At 65.3% G+C, this 18,196-nt stretch carries 19 protein-coding genes; 15 read left to right on the forward strand and 4 right to left on the reverse strand.

From position 1 onward, the window contains the following. The first annotated feature begins 217 nt into the window (after positions 1 to 217). The 10 genes from NFI08_RS15810 to NFI08_RS15855 all read left to right on the forward strand — a co-directional run bounded on the left by NFI08_RS15810 (position 218) and on the right by NFI08_RS15855 (position 8,477). Positions 218 to 1,141 (forward strand): urease accessory protein UreD, encoded by a 924-nt coding sequence (locus NFI08_RS15810; protein ID WP_286985826.1) that lies wholly within the window; start codon positions 218 to 220, stop codon positions 1,139 to 1,141. A 61-nt stretch (positions 1,142 to 1,202) separates the two neighbouring features. Then, positions 1,203 to 1,505: an urease subunit gamma gene (gene ureA / locus NFI08_RS15815; RefSeq protein ID WP_045992496.1), complete on the forward strand. Its 303-nt coding sequence runs from the start codon at positions 1,203 to 1,205 to the stop codon at positions 1,503 to 1,505. Positions 1,506 to 1,579: 74 nt separating this feature from the next. Next, a complete protein-coding gene (locus NFI08_RS15820; protein WP_286985825.1) occupies positions 1,580 to 1,933 on the forward strand; it encodes an urease subunit beta in 354 nt (117 codons plus the stop codon). Next, positions 1,930 to 3,633 (forward strand): urease subunit alpha, encoded by a 1,704-nt coding sequence (gene ureC / locus NFI08_RS15825; RefSeq protein WP_349590564.1) that lies wholly within the window; start codon positions 1,930 to 1,932, stop codon positions 3,631 to 3,633. Before NFI08_RS15820 ends, ureC begins: the two co-directional genes overlap by 4 nt. A 55-nt stretch (positions 3,634 to 3,688) precedes the next feature. After that, positions 3,689 to 4,336, forward strand: coding sequence for an urease accessory protein UreE (gene ureE, locus NFI08_RS15830; protein ID WP_108448797.1), 648 nt, complete (start codon positions 3,689 to 3,691; stop codon positions 4,334 to 4,336). Next, the gene (locus NFI08_RS15835) at positions 4,336 to 5,031 is read left to right on the forward strand and encodes an urease accessory protein UreF (RefSeq protein ID WP_108448796.1); all 696 of its coding nucleotides are present in this window, start codon (positions 4,336 to 4,338) and stop codon (positions 5,029 to 5,031) included. Before ureE ends, NFI08_RS15835 begins: the two co-directional genes overlap by 1 nt. A 101-nt stretch (positions 5,032 to 5,132) precedes the next feature. After that, positions 5,133 to 5,783: an urease accessory protein UreG gene (gene ureG, locus NFI08_RS15840; RefSeq protein WP_045992492.1), complete on the forward strand. Its 651-nt coding sequence runs from the start codon at positions 5,133 to 5,135 to the stop codon at positions 5,781 to 5,783. A 56-nt stretch (positions 5,784 to 5,839) separates the two neighbouring features. After that, positions 5,840 to 6,454, forward strand: a complete 615-nt coding sequence (locus tag NFI08_RS15845; RefSeq protein ID WP_108448795.1) for a HupE/UreJ family protein — start codon at positions 5,840 to 5,842, stop codon at positions 6,452 to 6,454. Positions 6,455 to 6,623: 169 nt separating this feature from the next. Next, the gene (locus NFI08_RS15850) at positions 6,624 to 8,066 is read left to right on the forward strand and encodes a phospholipase D-like domain-containing protein (protein WP_108448794.1); all 1,443 of its coding nucleotides are present in this window, start codon (positions 6,624 to 6,626) and stop codon (positions 8,064 to 8,066) included. Positions 8,067 to 8,255: 189 nt separating this feature from the next. Then, on the forward strand, positions 8,256 to 8,477 hold the full coding sequence (locus NFI08_RS15855) for a LapA family protein (protein ID WP_045992490.1): 222 nt from the start codon (positions 8,256 to 8,258) through the stop codon (positions 8,475 to 8,477). Here NFI08_RS15855 and NFI08_RS15860 read toward each other — a convergent pair. Next, the gene (locus tag NFI08_RS15860) at positions 8,413 to 9,396 is read right to left on the reverse strand and encodes a YihY/virulence factor BrkB family protein (protein WP_083970369.1); all 984 of its coding nucleotides are present in this window, start codon (positions 9,394 to 9,396) and stop codon (positions 8,413 to 8,415) included. The genes NFI08_RS15855 and NFI08_RS15860 overlap by 65 nt on opposite strands. Positions 9,397 to 9,507: 111 nt before the next feature. On the opposite strand from NFI08_RS15860, the gene NFI08_RS15865 reads away from it, so the two are divergent. The 5 genes from NFI08_RS15865 to dcd all read left to right on the forward strand — a co-directional run bounded on the left by NFI08_RS15865 (position 9,508) and on the right by dcd (position 14,067). Then, positions 9,508 to 9,906, forward strand: a complete 399-nt coding sequence (locus NFI08_RS15865; protein WP_286985823.1) for a DCC1-like thiol-disulfide oxidoreductase family protein — start codon at positions 9,508 to 9,510, stop codon at positions 9,904 to 9,906. 178 nt (positions 9,907 to 10,084) lie between these two features. Then, entirely contained in the window at positions 10,085 to 10,495 is a 411-nt protein-coding gene (gene arfB, locus NFI08_RS15870; protein ID WP_045992488.1) for an alternative ribosome rescue aminoacyl-tRNA hydrolase ArfB, read from the forward strand. A 248-nt stretch (positions 10,496 to 10,743) separates the two neighbouring features. Beyond that, entirely contained in the window at positions 10,744 to 12,360 is a 1,617-nt protein-coding gene (locus NFI08_RS15875) for a coiled-coil domain-containing protein (protein WP_349590572.1), read from the forward strand. Positions 12,361 to 12,537: 177 nt separating this feature from the next. Then, positions 12,538 to 13,341 (forward strand): iron-sulfur cluster carrier protein ApbC, encoded by an 804-nt coding sequence (gene apbC, locus NFI08_RS15880; protein WP_204248941.1) that lies wholly within the window; start codon positions 12,538 to 12,540, stop codon positions 13,339 to 13,341. Between the two features lie 159 nt (positions 13,342 to 13,500). After that, positions 13,501 to 14,067: a dCTP deaminase gene (dcd, locus tag NFI08_RS15885; RefSeq protein WP_045992486.1), complete on the forward strand. Its 567-nt coding sequence runs from the start codon at positions 13,501 to 13,503 to the stop codon at positions 14,065 to 14,067. Positions 14,068 to 14,134: 67 nt separating this feature from the next. Here the strand turns inward: dcd and NFI08_RS15890 are convergent, their stop codons facing one another. The 3 genes from NFI08_RS15890 to NFI08_RS15900 are packed head-to-tail and all read right to left on the reverse strand — an operon-like array spanning position 14,135 to position 18,056. Then, the gene (locus NFI08_RS15890) at positions 14,135 to 16,477 is read right to left on the reverse strand and encodes a lanthionine synthetase LanC family protein (protein WP_349590575.1); all 2,343 of its coding nucleotides are present in this window, start codon (positions 16,475 to 16,477) and stop codon (positions 14,135 to 14,137) included. Next, complete coding sequence (locus tag NFI08_RS15895) at positions 16,474 to 17,541, reverse strand: phosphotransferase family protein (protein ID WP_349590578.1); 1,068 nt, start codon at positions 17,539 to 17,541, stop codon at positions 16,474 to 16,476. Before NFI08_RS15895 ends, NFI08_RS15890 begins: the two co-directional genes overlap by 4 nt. Continuing rightward, the gene (locus tag NFI08_RS15900; protein ID WP_349590581.1) at positions 17,538 to 18,056 is read right to left on the reverse strand and encodes a hypothetical protein; all 519 of its coding nucleotides are present in this window, start codon (positions 18,054 to 18,056) and stop codon (positions 17,538 to 17,540) included. Before NFI08_RS15900 ends, NFI08_RS15895 begins: the two co-directional genes overlap by 4 nt. Positions 18,057 to 18,196: the final 140 nt, after the last annotated feature.

An 18,196-nucleotide genomic window follows, 5' to 3' on the forward strand; every position in this document is an offset into this window, starting at 1 on the left:
TGGTGCGCAATCGTAAGGTTGCGCACTTTTTTTGTGCGCGACCAAAGGCGTGCTTTTCTCTGGTGCAATCGTTGGCTGTTTTATAAGAAATTGAAAAATAAGTAGAAAAATAGAGATTTGAGAAGCTGGTACGGGGCTTGCACCTTGATTGGGCAATGGTGGTGGCCTTTTTTACTTTCGCTTGCCACGCCGACTCGACGGACCGCCCGGGAGAGCCATGAGCGCGCAGACAACACAGGATTCGACCGATCGGCACGGCCATCGCTTCGACGCGGGACGGCGCTGGGAGGCCAGCCTCGATCTCGGCTTTCGCCATGATGGCCAGGCCACTCGCCTCTATCGAGTGGATCATCGCGGTCCCCTGCGGGTGCAGCGTCCCTTCTATCCCGAAGGCCGCGACGGCACCTGCCACGTCTATCTGCTGCATCCCCCGGGGGGGCTGGTCAGCGGCGATATCCTGGATATCCAGGCGCGGGTGGGCGCGGGGGCGCGGGCGCTGCTGACCACACCGGCGGCCAACAAGCTGTATCGGGCCGACCGCAACGCCGTGGCCTGGTCCCAGCGCACTCGTCTGGTGGTCGAGGAGGGCGGGCTGCTCGAGTGGTTGCCCCAGGAAACCATCGCCTTCGACGGCTCGCGAGGGGTGCAGGCCACCGAGATCGAGCTTTCCGGCAGCGCCCGCTGCCTGGGCTGGGAGGTGCTGGCGCTGGGCCGGCCGGCCAGTGACCTGCCGTTTGCCAGCGGCCACCTCGAACAGCGCTTCCGGCTGTCCCGGGACGGACGACCACTGTGGATCGAGCGCCAGCCCCTCGACCCTGACCATCGTCGTTTTCACGGCGCCTGGGGGCAGCGAGGGTGCAGCGTCCAGGCAACCCTGTGGGCGGTCGGGCTCGAAGACGAGTCCGCGGCGATCGAACGTCTGCGCCAAGGGTTGGGGCAGGGAGGGAGTGACCTTGCCGGCAGTCCCGGCGCTGATGAAGCCGAGCGCTGGGCCGTCACCGTGCGTGATGGCGTCCTGCTGCTGCGCTACCTCGGTCACTCGCGGCGCGAGGCCTGGTCGCTGTGCGAGGCGGCCTGGACGTTGCTGCGTCCGATGCTGATGGATCGCGAGGCCTGTGTGCCGCGCATCTGGTTTACCTGAATGTCATGCCGGGCGGGACAGGCGACCCCTGGCCACCCTGACCAACATCGAGGATGAAAGGATGGAGCTGACACCGCGTGACAAGGACAAGCTCTTGCTGTTTACCGCTGGCCTGGTGGCCGAGCGGCGACGCGCCAAGGGGCTCAAGCTGAACTATCCCGAGGCGGTGGCCTTGATCAGCTGCGAGATCATGGAGGGTGCCCGGGAAGGCTTGAGCGTCGCCGAAATGATGAGCCGAGGGCGCCAGATACTGGGGCGTGACGAGGTGATGGAAGGGGTGGCGGAAATGGTCGACGAGGTGCAGGTCGAGGCCACCTTTCCTGACGGCACCAAGCTGGTGACGGTGCACAACCCGATCTCGTGACGCTGCCAGCTCCCGGCTTGATCCGGGCGCGACACGACAGGCTCATACGCTGATACCAATAGGGAGGGCGCAGGATGATCCCCGGAGAATACCAACTGAAGGACGGTGACATCGCCCTGTGCGAGGGTCGCGACAGGGTCACGCTGGAGGTGGCCAATCGCGGAGATCGACCGATTCAGGTCGGATCCCACTATCACTTCGCCGAGACCAACCCGGCACTGGCGTTCGATCGCGTCAGGGCGCGGGGCTTTCGTCTGGACGTGGCCGCGGGCAGCGCAGTGCGCTTCGAGCCGGGGCAGAGCCGTGAGGTCACCCTGGTGAGCTTCGCCGGACGTCGTCATATCTACGGCTTTCGTGGTGAAGTCATGGGCGCGCTGGACGATGCCGGTGCACCCAGCGGCGACAGCGGCCAGGAGGACGCCCGATGAAGATCAGTCGTCAGGCTTATGCCGACATCTATGGCCCCACTGTCGGAGACCGGGTGCGCCTGGGAGACACCGAGCTGTGGATCGAGGTAGAAAAGGACGCCACCCACTACGGCGACGAGGTCAAGTTCGGTGGTGGCAAGGTCATTCGTGACGGTATGGGGCAGAGCCAGCGTCTCGACCAGACGGTGATGGACACCGTCATCACCAATGCCCTGATCCTTGACTGGTGGGGCATCGTCAAGGCCGACGTGGGCCTCCAGGCGGGGCGCATCGCCGCCATCGGCAAGGCCGGCAATCCAGACATCCAGCCGGACGTCACCATCGTGATCGGACCCGGCACCGAGGTCATAGCCGGCGAGGGCAAGATCCTCACCGCCGGCGCCATCGACGCCCACGTGCACTTCATCTGTCCGCAGCTGGTGGACGAGGCCCTGGCCAGCGGCATCACCACCATGCTGGGGGGCGGTACCGGGCCTGCCACCGGATCGAACGCCACCACCTGCACGCCGGGGGCCTGGCACATCCACCAGATGCTCAAGGCTTGCGACAGCCTGCCGATGAACATCGGTCTGCTCGGCAAGGGCAACGCCAGCCTGCCAGAGGCGCTGGAGGCCCAGATCGAAGCGGGCGCCATGGGGCTCAAGCTGCACGAGGACTGGGGTACGACCCCGGCCTCCATCGATACCTGCCTGAGCGTGGCCGAGCGCTACGACGTTCAGATCGCGATCCACACCGACACCCTCAACGAGTCCGGTTTCGTCGAGGACACCCTGGCGGCGTTCAAGCAGCGCGGCATCCATACCTACCATACCGAAGGCGCCGGGGGCGGCCACGCACCGGACATCATCACCGCCTGCTCGAAGGACTATGTGCTGCCGTCGTCGACCAACCCGACCCGGCCCTACACGGTGAACACCGTCGACGAGCACCTGGACATGCTGATGGTGTGTCATCACCTCGACCCCAATATTCCCGAGGACGTGGCTTTCGCCGATTCGCGCATTCGCCGCGAGACCATCGCCGCCGAGGACATCCTGCATGACCTCGGCGTCATCTCGATGATCGCCTCGGATTCCCAGGCCATGGGACGCGTCGGTGAGGTGGTGTGCAGGACCTGGCAGACCGCTCACAAGATGAAGGTGCAGCGTGGTTTACTGCCGGAAGATCAAGAACGTGGCGCCGACAACCTGCGTGCCCGCCGCTATGTGGCCAAGTACACCATCAACCCCGCCATCACCCACGGCCTGGCCGATGAGATCGGTTCAGTCGAGGTGGGCAAGCTGGCCGACCTGGTGCTGTGGGATCCGGCCTTCTTCGGCGTCAAGCCGGCGCTGGTGCTCAAGGGGGGAATGATCGCCATGGCCCCCATGGGCGACCCCAATGCCTCTATCCCGACACCCCAGCCGGTGCACTACCGTCCGATGTTCGGGGCGCTGGGCCAGGCCGCCGCGGCGACCCGGGTGAGCTTCGTGTCTCAGGCCGCGCTGGATGCGGGGCTCAAGGATCGGCTGGGGCTTCAAAGCCGCCTGGTGGCTTGCCGGGATGTGCGTGCGGTGCGCAAGGGCGACATGAAGCTCAATGACCGTTGCCCGGATCTCAAGGTCGACGCCCAGACCTACGAGGTCACCTGCGATGGCGAGCTTCTGACCTGTGAACCGCTGGACGTGCTGCCGTTGGCCCAGCGCTATCACCTTTTTTGAGTCAGCGATGATGACGGTTTTCGACAGTGCCGCTGACAGTACCAAGGAGTCATCCATGAGTTCGCTATTGTCGCTGACCCGCCGGCTCGGGCCGTTGCCCGTCGGCGATGGGCAAGACGGAGTCCAGGACACCCTGACCCTGAGCTACGACGATCGCATCAAGGGGCGCCTGCGGGTGACCCTGGACAGCGGGCGTGCGGCGGGTCTGTTTCTCGAACGCGGTCCGGTGCTGCGCCACGGCGACGGTCTTCAGGCCGAGGACGGCAGCCGCGTCCGGGTCATCGCTGCGCCGGAACCGGTGGTGACCGCCTGGGTAGCGCCGGGGCCGGACGCCGGCCTTGCGTTGGCTCGGTTGTGCTACCACCTGGGCAACCGCCACGTGACCCTCGGTATCGGCGAGGGCGAGTACCAGGGTGACGCCTGCTGCTACGTGCGCTTTGCGCCGGACCATGTGCTGGAAGAGCTGGCCGAGCGGCTTGGTGCGCGGCTCGAGCACCACCAGGCGCCGTTTGATCCCGAGCCGGGCGCCTACACCATGGGTGGGCATTCGCATGGTCATTCGCACAGCGATTCTCATGACCATGACCATGACCATGGGCACGGGCATTCGCACGGGCATGGCCATTCACACGGCTCGCCACATGGCTCTTCACATGGCTCCTCACATGGCTCCTCACACAGCCACGCTCAGGGGATCACCTGATGGCCGGGATCGAGTCTGCGTCACAGGCGCACGATGATCTGGCCCTGCTGGGGCTGCTGCAGCTGGTCAGCCCGGCGTTGCCGATCGGCGCCTTCGCCTGGTCCCAGGGGCTCGAGAGCGCCTTCGAACTGGGCTGGGTTCACGATGAAAAGAGTCTTGGCGACTGGCTCGAGGGCGTGCTGGAGGATGGCCTGGCGGTGGCGGAACTGCCTGCCCTGGCGCGACTCGTCGAGGCCTGGCAGCAGGGCGACGAGGATAGGGTGGCGCATTGGGACTGCTGGCTGGGGGCGGTACGCGAGACCCGAGAGCTGCGCGAGGAGGATCGCCAGCTGGGCGCGTCGCTGGTGCGCCTGATGCGCAGCCTGGGGCTGGCGCCCGAAGCCGGCTTGCCTGACGAGCCTGGCTATGTGACCGCCTTCAGCGCCCTGGCGGTAGCCCGCGGGTTGCCGCCGCGACAGGCCATGCTGGGCTTTGCCTGGGCCTGGCTCGAGAACCAGCTGGCGGCAGCCTGCAAGGCGCTGCCGCTCGGGCATACCGCGGCCCAGCGACTGGTCGAGCGGCTGCGTCCGGCGCTGGTCGAGGCGGTGGGGCGTGCCCTGATCATCGACGATGACGACATGGGGCCGGCGCTGCCGGGGCTCGCCCTGGCCAGCGGCCTGCACGAAACCCAGTACTCGCGGCTGTTTCGCAGCTGAGCGAGTGACAACGATGCCATCGATACCGGGGTATCGACGGCGCCATTTTCCGGTCTTCGACACGTCGGGGAATGGCCTTACATGACAGGCAGGAGAACACCATGACCACTTCAACCACTCCCTCCCAGTGCCTGCGCGTCGGCGTGGGCGGCCCGGTGGGCTCGGGCAAGACGGCGCTGCTCAAGCAGCTGTGTCGGGCCCTGCGTGATCACTACGATATCGCAGTGGTGACCAACGACATCTACACCAAGGAAGACGCCGACTTCCTGACCCGCAACGAGGCGCTGTCGCCGGATCGCATCCTCGGCGTCGAAACCGGCGGCTGTCCGCACACCGCGATCCGCGAGGACGCCTCGATGAACCTGGCGGCCATCGACGAGCTGCACCGCCGCCATCCTGGGCTCGAACTGGTGCTGGTGGAGTCCGGCGGCGACAACCTGTCGGCCACCTTCAGTCCTGAGCTGTCGGACCTGACGCTCTACGTCATCGACGTCTCCGCGGGTGACAAGATCCCGCGCAAGGGCGGGCCGGGCATCACCAAGTCGGATCTGTTGATCATCAACAAGATCGACATTGCCGAGCAGGTGCATGCTTCGCTGGAGGTGATGGACCGTGACTCGCGCAAGATGCGTGGCGAACGTCCTTTCGTCTTCACCAATCTGTATGACGGCGTCGGTCTCGACACCATCATCGGTTTCATTCTCGAGCGGGGCATGTTGCCCGACCGGCGAGCCGAGGCAGTGGAAGCCTGAATCGCCCGTTACCACGCAGCCGAAGCGTTGCGTTCTCAGTCAACAAGGAGTCTGTCATGACACAGCGTTCTCGTGTTTCTTCCCGTTCCCTGGCGATCGCCGGCGCCATGGCCGCTGGCCTTGTCGCACCGCTGGCGCTGGCGCACCCCGGCCACGGCGTCGAGCATGGCGGCCTTGCCGCCGGCCTGATGCATCCCTGGTTGGGGCTCGATCACCTGCTGGCGATGGGGGCCATCGGCCTGTGGAGTCTGGGGCAGGGGGCAGCCATGCGACGCTTTACCCCGCTGATGGCACTGGCTGGCATGCTGGCCGGGGCTGGTCTGGCGCTGGCCGGCGCGCTTCCCGCCGGCGCCTTGCCCGGTGTGGAAGGGGGAATTGCCCTGTCGGTGCTGATCGCCGGGGTCATGGTGGCGGCGCTGATGCGTCTGCCGGCAGCGCTTGGCGGAGGCCTGGTGATCGCCCTGATGACGATGCATGGCATCGCCCACGGCGCCGAGATGCCTGCAGCCGCCTCACTCGTCGCCTACGTGGTGGGCTTTTCGGCCTCGACGCTTGCCATCACCATGCTGGCGCGGGTGCTGGGTGGCTGGCTGGCCAGCCGCGAACAGCGCCTGGTGCGTGCCCTCGGCGCCGCCATCGCGGTCTGCGGTGGGGTGCTGGCGCTGAGCTGAGCGATCTCCCACTGACCGTCGATGGTCTCTCGCGCCCGGCCCTGTGCCGGGCGCGAGCGTTTGAGGCTGCTGCATCGCCCCGCCTGCGACGGCGGAGACGAGTACGTGTGTGGGTGAAACGTTTTGGGCTATGCTCGTGCGCCACGGATGAATTCGCCAAGAGGACGCTATGGCCAGGCTGGGACGCACGATCAAATGGAGCGGGGCAGTACTGCTGGTCGCCTGGGCGGGGATGGGGCTGTGGCAGAGTATCAAGCCACTACCGGAAAACGTCGGCAAGGCCTGGCCCGAGCGGCCAGTGGGCGAGGTCGAATTTCTCGCCGATCGAACCTGGTATGACGAGGGTGGCCGCCGCCATCTTGATCAGCACATCTTTGACGAAGCGGTGGCGATGATCGAGGGTGCCCGCCGGCTGATCGTCGTCGACATGTTCCTGTTCAATCGCCTCGAAGGCAGCGGCGGGGGCGAGTTTCTGCCCTTGGCCGAACGCCTTGCCGATGCGCTGATCGCCGCCCGCCAACGCCAGCCGTCGCCGCGAGTGGTGGTGATCACCGACCCCCTGAATACTCTCTATGGAGGCCAGCGGGTGCCACTCTATCAGCGGCTCGAGGCGGCGGGGGTCGAGCTTGCCATCACCCGTCTCGATCGCCTGCGCGCCTCCAACCCGCTGTGGTCAGGCCTTTGGCATCTGGGACTGGATCGGCTTGGCAACGATCCGGACGGCGGCTGGCTGCCCAATGCCTTCGGTGGCGAGCCGGTGACCCTGAGAAGCTACCTGGCGCTGCTCAATTTTCGCGCCAATCATCGCAAGACGCTGACGGTGGATCACGCCGAAGGGTGGTCGACACTGATCACCTCGGCCAATCCCCACGACGGCAGTAGCCTGCACTCCAACGTGGCGCTGAGGATCGACGGCCCCGTGGCCCATGACGTCATCGCCTCCGAGGCCGAGGTGGCGTCCTGGTCCGGCGTCGAGGTATCGCAGCCGCCAGCGCCCGAGGCCGAGACATCGGATGGCGCGATGGCGCAACTGCTGACCGAAGCCGCCATCCGTGACGCCGTGCTTGCTCAGGTCGATGACACCGTCGCCGGCGATCGGCTGGATGTCGCCGCTTTCTACGTCGCCCACCGCGGGGTGGTCCAGGCGCTGAAGGAGGCCAGCGGGCGAGGGGTGGCGGTTCGGGCGCTGCTCGACCCCAATCGTGAGGCCTTCGGTTTTGAAAAGGGAGGCCTGCCCAACCAGCCGGTGGCCGAAGAGCTGCTGGACGCGGGCGTTCAGGTGCGCTGGTGTGTCACCGACGGTGAGCAGTGCCACAGCAAGGTGGTGTTGGTGAGAAGGGGCTCGGCGAAGGACGAGCTGGCGGACGCCGTGATTCTGGGCTCGGCCAACCTGACCCGACGCAATCTCGACGACTTCAATCTTGAAAGCAGCGTCTTGCTAAAAGGGCGAGGGGTCGCCGCCATCGACGAAATCGGCGCCTGGTTCGACCAGCGCTGGGACTCGAGCGACGGACGTCGAACCAGCCGAGCCTGGGCGCCGCGGGACGAGGCTGGCTGGTTCGATGGCTGGCGCTATCGATTGATGGAGGCCAGCGGCCTGTCCACCTTCTGACCTCGCTGGTGGGCTGCGCAGGACGGTGGAGATACCGACGCGGGACCACGATGTGCCTCGACCGGCCAGCTTGACAGTCCGCCACCCCGCGACCATGTTTCACACGCTGGCCGACGCTCGCTTTGACACAATTTCGAGCTCGGCCTGGCGACATCGCAACGCCCGTGTCGGGCACAAGGAGAGTCTTCGATGGAAAAGTTCTGGTTGGTGGTAAAGGTCGTGATTCTGGCGCTGATCGCCATCCTGGTGGTGCAGAACATCGAGATGGTGCAAGTGAAACTGCTCGGCTGGACCATTGCCATGCCGATGGCCCTGCTGGTGGTGGTGATCTACCTGCTGGGCATGATCAGCGGTCGCGGCCTGATGGGGCTGATTCGTCGCCTGCAGGGCAAGGAGCCGCAGCGCCGCTGAGGGCATCGACCCGCGAGCGCTTTCGAGGGTCCTGGTGCCAGGGCAGGCCGAGGCGGCAGTTGTGCTCGAGCTCTGCGATGACCTGGGCGCCCAGCAGCAGGATCACGGCGCCGATCTCGAGGCTCAGAAGTACCACGATCAGGGTCGCCAGGGGGCCGTAGACCGCGCTTACCAGTGACAGGTTGGCGAAGTAGTAGACCAGGGCGATCCTGACCCCTTCCCACATCAGGGCGGCGGCAAAGCCCCCGGCCAAGGCGCGCCTCAGGGAAATGCGTACCACCGGCAGGACCTTGTAGATGGCGCTGAACAGCAGGAAGACGCCGACGAAGCTGGTCAGGTTGAGGGCCGGCTCCGACAGCGAGGCCATGGGCAGCTCACGGCCGTATAGCGCCATCCACAGTCCATTGAGGGTGCTGGCCAGGCTGACCGCCATGGCCAGCGCCAGCAGCGCCGCACTCAGCACCAGCATGAAGGCGTAGGGCAACAGGAAGGACACCCAGAGGCTGCGGGTGTCCTTGACGTCTGGCTTTCTGAAGATCAGCGCCAGGGCGTCTTCCAGCATGCGAAAGGCGAAGGAGCTGAAGATCAGCAGCACCGGGATGCCGTAGATGCCGATCGCGTCGCGGGAGTCCAGCAGTGCGCGCACCGACTCCAGCATCACCTCGGCGTGGGTCGGGGCGATGTGGCGTGCCTGCATGGCGATCACATTGAGCAGCTGCTGCTCGTCCACGACCTGAGCCATCGCCACCACCATCAGTGCGAACAGCGGAATGGTGGACAGCAGAATATTGAAGCCGACCCCGCCCGCCAGCAGCATTCCTCGATTATGCAGAAAGTGGGTCAGCACCCGCCACATGAAGAAGGCGAGCCGTGGCAGCAGAGTAAAGACGGCGTGTTGGTACCAGCGCGGTGCTGTCATGGGCCCGAATCGTCCTTGAGGGATAGGGCATGATACGCTGGGAGCCAGTGTCAGCGTCAAACCCTTGCCCAACCAGATGGTCTAAGGGCGGGGGTACGCCGGGAGGAACGAGTGGCATCTGCAGACCAGGAATCCCGCACCGATTCCGACGCCAGGCTGATCTACGATGGACAGTGTCCATTGTGTCGGAGCTTCGTGTCGCGCTACGGGCTGTCCGAAGGGCGGCTGGAGCTCGTCGATGCGCGCCATCACCCCGAAGAGGTCCGGCGTCTGGAGCGTCTGGGCTGTCGCCTGGACGAGGGTATGGTGCTGGAGCTCGGCGACGAGCGCTACCATGGTGATCAGGCGGTACGTATGGCGGCACTGGCCGGGCGAGGTCGAGGTCCGTTGTCGCGTGGGATGCTGTGGTGGCTGTCGTCGAGACGGCGAGCACGCCTCAGCTATCCGCTGCTCAAGGCCGTTCGTCGTGTCATGCTCAAGGGGCTCGGCGTCGGTCCGATCAGGCCTTGAATTGTGTCGCTCCCACCGGATGGGGCCGCCGACGGCCTGGCGTTGATCATCAGCACTGGGCATCGGCACTGAGCATCAGCGCCGGGCATCAGGGCCGGGCATCGGCGCCGACCAGCGATACTGGTCACCAACGCCGTTCATCTACCGTCATTTATCAAGCCACCAGGAGGGAGGCAAGATGCAACTAAGTCGACGTCTGTCGGTCCCTCATAGCGAGATCGCCATGAGTGCGATTCGTGCCCAGGGAGCCGGCGGCCAGAACGTCAACAAGGTCGCCTCGGCGATTCATCTGCGCTTCGATATTCAGGCATCGTCGTTGCCTGACGACGTCAAGGAGCGCCTTTTGGCGCTCAATGATCATCGCATCACCCAGGACGGAGTGGTGATCATCAAGGCCCAGTCGGAACGCACCCAGGAGGCCAACCGCGCAGCGGCACTGGCGAGGCTGAAATCGCTGTTGCAGCAGGGACTGGTGATTCCCAAGGCGCGTCGCGCCACCCGGCCCAGCAAGGCGGCCAAGCGGCGTCGCCTCGAAGGCAAGAAGCAGCGGGGCAAGCTCAAGTCGCTACGCGGCAAGCCGGAGACGTAGTGCGTCGAACAGGTGTTGCATCATGAACGCTTGTGAGGGCGGCTTTCCGCAGACTCCTGCGCTTCGGTAATGGGGCTCGACGCTCTGCGGAAAACGTGCTCGGATAGGGTACACGGCAATTTTCTAATGCTCGCTAGCGCGTATTTTTGATGGAGCACACCCCTGACGCGCCCGCAGTCAGGCAGTATGCTGTGATCACTTTGGTCCTCGAACCTCAGGACCCGTCCCACCCCAAGGGAGACCCCCGAATGGAAGAGATCAATCCCGACAAGGACAACAACACCGAGAAGGATGGCAACACCTCCGAGGCGACCCAGTCTTCAGCCTCCGGCAAGGATGCCAAGGAGCTGTTCAAGGACAACCGCGTCAAGGGCCTGGCGGCGGTGGCCGGCGTCAGCCTGATCTGGGCCATCGGTGCCCAGCTCAGCGCCAGTTCCAACGGCGAGGCACGCACTGCCCTGACCAAGGAACTCGATGCCAGCGAGTCACGCGTCGAGACCCTGCGCGAGCAGGTGTCCGGGCTGGAAGAGAGCCAGGCTACCCTGGAAGCCCAGCGTGCCGAGCTCGAGAGCCAGGTATCCCAGTGGGAAGAGGCCGAGACCTCGCTTGAGGAAATGCGTGCCCAGCTCGAAACCCTGAAGGCCGAGGAGGCCGAAGCGCGTACCGCCCAGGCGGCAGCCGAAGAGCAGGCCGCCCAGGTACAGGCCGATCTCAAGGAACTCGAATCCACCCAGGCATCCTTGCAGTCCGACCTGGTGGCGGCGCGCAATCGTCTGGAAGAGGCGCAGAACGAACAGCAGCAGCTGGTGGAGCGTCGTGATTCGCTCAAGTCCGAGGCTGAGTCCTTGACCGGTGAGGTCGATGACGCCGAGAAGCGCCTGAGTGATCTGGAAAGCTCCATCGAAGAGAAGCAGAGCGCCGTCGGTTCACTCGAGGAAGAAGTGGCGAGCCTCGAGAGCCAGCAGCAGGAGGCGCAGAAGCAGGCCGAGCAGGCCCAGGCCCGCCTCGAGCAGACGCTGGCCAGCACCGCCGAGCAACGCGAGCAGGCCGAGGCGCGTGTTCGCCAGGCCGAGTCCCGTGCCGAGGAAGCGGTCGCCCGCCGCGATGAGCTGCAGGCCAGGATCGATGAACTCGAGGCCCGTGCCGACGAGCGTCGCCAGCGTCTGGCTCGTCTCAACAATCAACTCGACACCTGGCGCATCGAGCTCGAGAACCTCGATCGTGCCACCGCCGAGCTCTCCGATGGCGCATCCTCCGGTCAAGGCAGTGACAGCGAGGGTAGTGCCGACGAGCAGGCCTCGTCCCAGGGCGAAAGCAGCAGCGGCTCCGTCGAGGTCATCAGCTCCGGGGGTGGCGACCAGAGTGGTGGCGGCGAAAACAGCGGCGACCAGAGCAGTGATGGCATGAGCCAGGCCGATATCGCCGTTCAGTCGGCGAAGCGGTCGGCGGCAGAGGAACAGTCGTCGCAGGAGCAGGACTCTTCTCAGTCCTCGGGCAACAGCGCGGCCTCGGCCAGCGAGCAGGGCTCCAACGAGAGCGCCGCCGAGGACGAGGACGTGGCCTCGTCCGAGTCCATGGAGAAGACCCCGGGTGGCAGCGAGGGTGATCAGGCTTCTGCCGACGCCTCCCAGAGCGGGGAAGGTTCCTCCGCCGACGCTTCCCAGGCGGATGCGGCCAGCGAAGAGGGCTCCGCCGATGCGGCCGCCGAGGGCGAGGAGTCGTCTACCCAGTGGACCGATGAGGTAGCCTCCGGTGCCGCCGAGGCCGTCGAGACGGTCAAGGACGTGGCCCGTCAGGCTGCCGAGAAGGTGCGCGATGCGGCAGCCTCGGTCACCGACGACGCCAGCATCGAAAGCACCAACTGAGCGTCAGCGAGACGGTTGCCGGCGGTGACGCCGGCAAGGTTGCGGGAAGCAACAGCGGCGGGCCTTCGGGCCCGCCGCTGCGTTTGGCGGTCCCGCTTCGCTTAACCTCGCGCCGCCTGGGCCCTATACTGGCCCGGCGGATTAACCGCGCCCATCTGGAAACAGGAGCGAGACGTGATCGAAGGGGTCAAGCATATCGTTGCCGTGGCATCGGGCAAGGGTGGTGTCGGCAAGTCGACGGTGACCGTGAATCTGGCGCTGGCCATGGCCGCCGAAGGCTATCGCGTCGGCGTTCTCGACGCCGATATCTACGGGCCCAGCCAGGCGCAGATGCTGGGAGTCGGCGAAGGCGTGCGCCCCCAGGCGAGCGGCGAGAACCAGTTCCTGCCGCTGGAGGCCCACGGCATCCAGGCCATGTCCATGGCGTTCATGGTCGACGTTCGCGAGCCCATGGTGTGGCGTGGCCCGATGGTGGCGGGGGCCTTCCAGCAGATGCTTAACCAGACACGCTGGAGCGACCTGGACTATCTGTTCGTGGACATGCCGCCGGGCACCGGTGACATCCAGCTCACCCTGGCCCAGAAGGTACCGGTGGACGGCGCGGTGATCGTCACCACGCCCCAGGACATCGCCTTGCTGGACGCGCGCAAGGGCATCGAGATGTTCCGCAAGGTCAAGGTCCCGGTGCTGGGCGTGGTCGAGAACATGAGCCTGCATACCTGTTCGAAGTGCGGCCACAGTGAGCCGGTCTTCGGCGAGGGGGGCGGAGAGCGCATCGCTGCGGAGTACGATACCCGGGTGCTGGGGCGCCTGCCGCTGTCGATGGGCATTCGTGAGCAGGTGGACGGTGGACGTCCCAGCGTGGTCGCCGAGCCCGACGGCGAAGTGGCGACGACCTTCCGCACCATGGCGCGTCAGGTGGCCGAGCAGATCGACGGTGACGGTGGCGACCAGGGGCCGAGCATCAGCTTCAGCGAGTAAGGGCCAGCGGAGGATGACGCCTGGCGGCGTCGCCGGCTGATCCTCATCAAGCGCCTGTCAGGCGCCTATCACCTTTGCATCGTGACGTGGCAGCGAGGGGCCGCTATCATGTGGCCCCACCGAACGCGTTCACTCTTCGAGCACCCAGCAGGAAGTCCCATGAGCATCAAGTCCGACAAATGGATCCGCCGCATGGCCGAGAACGAGGGCATGATCGAGCCCTTCGAGGCCGATCAGGTTCGCTACGTCAACGACCGGCGGGTCATCTCCTATGGGACCTCGAGCTACGGCTATGACGTACGCTGCGCCGACGAGTTCAAGGTGTTCACCAACATTCACTCGGCGGTGGTCGATCCCAAGGCCTTCGACGAGAAGAGTTTTGTCGACATCAAGGGCGACGTCTGCGTGATTCCGCCCAATTCCTTCGCGCTGGCGCGGACCGTCGAGTACTTTCGCATCCCGCGCAGCGTGCTGACCATTTGCCTGGGCAAGTCCACCTATGCGCGTTGCGGCATCATCGTCAACGTGACGCCGCTGGAGCCGGAGTGGGAAGGTCACGTGACCCTCGAGTTTTCCAACACCACCAATCTGCCGGCCAAGATCTACGCCAACGAGGGCGTGGCACAGATGCTGTTTCTGGAATCCGACGAGATCTGCGACACCTCCTACGCCGACCGTGGCGGCAAGTACATGGGCCAGCGGGGAGTGACCCTGCCGCGCACCTGACTGGTGCAAGCCGCTACGGTTGATTCGCCCCCCTGGTGACATCAGTGGCTTGCTTCGTGCCTGGTGCTCATCTCCGCCACGTTGATGAAGCAGGGAGCAGGCCGACCGGCAGCAGCAGGCTTGGCGGTGGCTCTCGAAGGGCGCACCTCAGCAGGAAGTAGCCGGTACCGGCCAGCCCCAGCATAAGACCCGTGGCGTGCCCATCGGCCACGCCAAGCCCGCTTTTCCAGCGTCCCGCCTGCTTCAATATCCCTCGCCTGGCAGTAGCCCTTGCCAACAGACCCCAGTCTGGTCTTTGCAGCAGTAGAGCGGCGTCAAGCAGTGAGTCGGCGTTGCCGGCAGGCCCATGGCACAGGGTGAAAGACTCGCCGGCCCTTGGTCTTTCGCGGTGAAGGTCCTCTGCGACAGTGGCGAAGCCGGCCAGCGCCCTGGCACGATAGCGGCGATCGTCGAGCAAACACCACAGAGCCAGTCTCGACAGGGCGATGCCGGGGGCGCCGTGACACCATGCCATGCCACAGTGCTCCGGGCGATCTTCGAAACTGGCGGCGTCCTCGGCAAACAGGTAAGGCCAGTTGGCTTGCTTCGGTAGATACCAGAAGTCTTCGTAGGCCAGGGCGGCGTCGATGGCCTGGCGCCAGAGCGGTGACTGATCACACCGATACATCGCCGCAAAGGCCAGGGTGATGCCCGCGTTGCCGTGTGCCAGGCCGCAAAGACCCAGTGGTTGTGGAGGACACGGCCAGTGCCAGCCGTGGGGTGAACGCGATGCCTGTCGCACCAGGCGTTCGGCGTAGTGTCTTGCCTGAGTACGGCAACAGGCGGCGAGTTCCGGCAGGGCGTTCGCCACACCGAACAATCCGAGCACGGCGCCGGCCAACCCGTGCATCAGATCCGCCTCGGCGCACTCCTGTGGGAGCCTTCCCAGCAGTGTCCGGGCCGCCTGCTGGTAGCCATCAAGCAGACAGCTTTGGTCAAGCCGGCGCGCCAGCCAGGCGCCTTGGCTGACGATGCCGAGCCGTCCTTCGTACAAGCTGATGGTACTGGTGTTCGACTGGTCCAGGGCGTGCCACAGCGCGCCGACTGCGGTGTTGCGGTGACTGTCGTCATGACTGGCTTCTGCCAACAGGGTGAGAAAGGCAGCGACGCCGAGGCTGCCATCATAGAGGCTGCCGTTCATGCTGCGTGCATAGGCGGTCATTGCGCCACTGGCGTCGTCTACGTCGTCGTCGATCCAGGTGCAGGTCGATCCGTACCAGAGGGCGTCAGCGCAGAGCTGGTTGGCGATCGCCAGAGCCTCCCGCCACGGCGATGGCAAGGGCTGCTGCCGCGAAGGGAGCAGCACGCGCCTTGGCTGAAAGGTCTCTGACGGATTGGGGGGATGCCAGGCGTCGGTGGTCTGTCGCAAGGGAAAGGTCAGTTGGCGCAGCCCGAGGCGATCCTCCTCGTCGCTGCCAAGATGTGGGTGTTGCCAGTCGATGGCGGCTGCCTTGAAGTGTGCCTTGACGAAGGGCGAGGGGTCTTCAACGCCGGCCAGTGCCGCCTCGAGAAGCCCCTGGGCCAGGGCCAGGCAACGATGTTCGCCGAAGCTCAGACCGCCATCGGGGTCCTGGGCGAAGGCCAGTCCTGGCAGCAGGGGGGCGGCCCAGAGCGGGGTGACGTCCCGCAGCCAGGACGACAGTGTCAGGGCGATCCCGCCCAGGCGAGCGTGGCACTGGTGGGCATAGCGTGCCCCGACATACAGCACCACCGCATCGGGGCGCCACAGCGCGCGAGGGGGGCTGACGTACTTGAGGCTGTAGGGAAGACAGGCATCGTCAAGTTCCCGGCACAGGGTGGAGACCAGCGTTTCGAGATGCCCTGGCCCGGGCGCCAGGTAGTAGCGTACCAGGGCGTCATCGCTGCAGGCGTCGGATTCAACCTCTCCAAACAGATAATGAAAGCCGGTATCGAGACGTGGGTTCCATCGCCGGCGATATCGCCAGACCTGATCACCACGCACGGCGATCGCCGGTGCCCCGTCAAACAGATATTCCCCGGCTTGAAGGCGACGCGACCGGGTGCCTTCAAGCGCTGCCACAGCACCGTCTGAAAGCTGTTCCAATACCCGCCATGGACCAGACGTTCTCTGCTCGTTCGACAGCGGTTGCCACGGCTTTTCAGGATAGTCGTCGCTGGGCAGGGCCGATGGCCCCTGGTTGCCAATGTAGTGGTGTCGATACAGGTAGTGCTGAAGCGCTGTCACGCGAGGGTCGACATCGAGGGCGGTGGCATCGTCGGCTTGCGCTTCGGTGTGAAGCGGGAATCGTTGCCCATCGACAAACAGGGTGCCGTCATCGTCGCACCAGAGATCCTGAAACCGGCTGCGCTGATGCCTCCACCAGTGATCAAGTTGGCCTGTCGTGCTCATGGTTCCCCCAGCAGGTCGTGGACATGCTGGCCTGGATGGGCCAGCAGGTTCTGGGCAAGCTGCAGTAACATGACGTGTGCGTTCGCTATCTCCTGGGTGGCCCAGCATTCCTCGTAGAGGGTCTGGACCAGGCGGGCACCGCAGAGCCGTACGAAGCGCTCTGGATCGGCTGAAAGTGACGTTACCCGGTAGGCGGTGAACAGTGCACCGAGCGCTGTCTGCACCGGTGCAAGCGTAGCCTCGGCGCCCAGCCTGGCTCGGTGTCCGAGGTCGGGAGGCAGGGTATCCGACCAGTGCTTGAGCCAGGACTGGGCCAGACCCGCCAGGTCCCAAAGTGGATCGCCCAGGCATGCCATTTCCCAATCGATGAACAAACACCCTGGGGGGCCGCCGTCTTTGCGGTGAACAATGCAGTTCTGCCACTTCATGTCGCCATGGATCAGCTGCTGCGCTGGCCACGTTTCGGCCAAGGTGCAAAGGTGCGTCAGCAGGTCGGGAAAGTGGCCAATCAGGGTGACCAATTTTGCCTGAGCCCAACTCTGGTCTTCGCCCGCCAGGGGATGAAGCCTGTCGAAGCGCATCACCCAGGGGGCCGATGCACAAAACGGCTGTCCGCGAAGATCCTCTTTTCCGCTTGTCCGCAAATGGCCGTGCAGTTCGGCCAACGCCTTGCCAAGCAACGTTGCGACCGCTGTCCCAGTGCGGAGGTCGGCAATGGCCAGCGAAGCGCATGGGGCGCTCGAAACCTGCCAGTCGGTGACCAGCGCCTGCCGCCAGCGATCGAAACAGCGCAAGGTCGGTGCGCCGGGCACCGCGACATTACCATGGCCAATCAGGCGCAGGACGCGCGCCTCATTGACCACACTGGAGCGAGCCTCCCAGGGACCGGCATCGGGGCGATGCTGTTTGACGTAGTAGCCCTGGCCATTGGGCCAGGTCACACTGAAGCCGCGATTGCGCTGGCCGTGCGCATGCACGGCCAGGGAGGCTTTCACCAGATCGTCCAGGGACAGCAGGCCCTGGTGGACCAGAAACAATAGCGTATTGTGGCGGGTAAGGATCACGTCGAAGACTCATCCTCATCCGTTTCCACCGAGCAGCGTGGTTTCCTGGTGGGCTTGCAGCAGGGATTGCGAGTGGGCTTGCAGGTCTTGGTCTGAGTGCTGCCGGTACCCGCCACCGCCGCATCGTCGGACTGACTGGGCTGGCCAGCGACATCGTCAGCCGGGTCGTCGTCCTCGCCACGGCAGCGGGGCTTTTTGGTGGGCTTGCAGCACGGATTGCGGGTGGGCTTGCAGGTCTTGGTCTGAGTGCTGCCGGAACCCGCCACCGCCGCATCGTCGGACTGACTGGGCTGGCCAGCGACATCGTCAGCCGGGTCGTCGTCCTCGCCACGGCAGCGGGGCTTTTTGGTGGGCTTGCAGCAGGGATTGCGGGTGGGCTTGCAGGTCTTGGTCTGAGTGCTGCCGCCGCCGGCACCGCTATTGTCGCCTTCGTCACCGGCACGACAGCAGGGATTGCGGGTAGGCCGACAGGTCTTGGCCTGGGTGCCGATAACCTGCTCGGTATCGCTTACCACTTCCTCAGTGGCCCGGCAGCAGGGATTGCGGGTGGGTTTACAGGTCTTTGATGCGGTCCTGGCTGGGCCGTCGGCATGACCGCCGCCGCTACCACCTCCACCGTTGTCGCCAGTGGTTGCGGCGTGATACCCGAAGCCGC

Source organism: Halomonas sp. EF61 (genome assembly GCF_040147045.1).
Taxonomy (GTDB): domain Bacteria; phylum Pseudomonadota; class Gammaproteobacteria; order Pseudomonadales; family Halomonadaceae; genus Halomonas; species Halomonas litopenaei.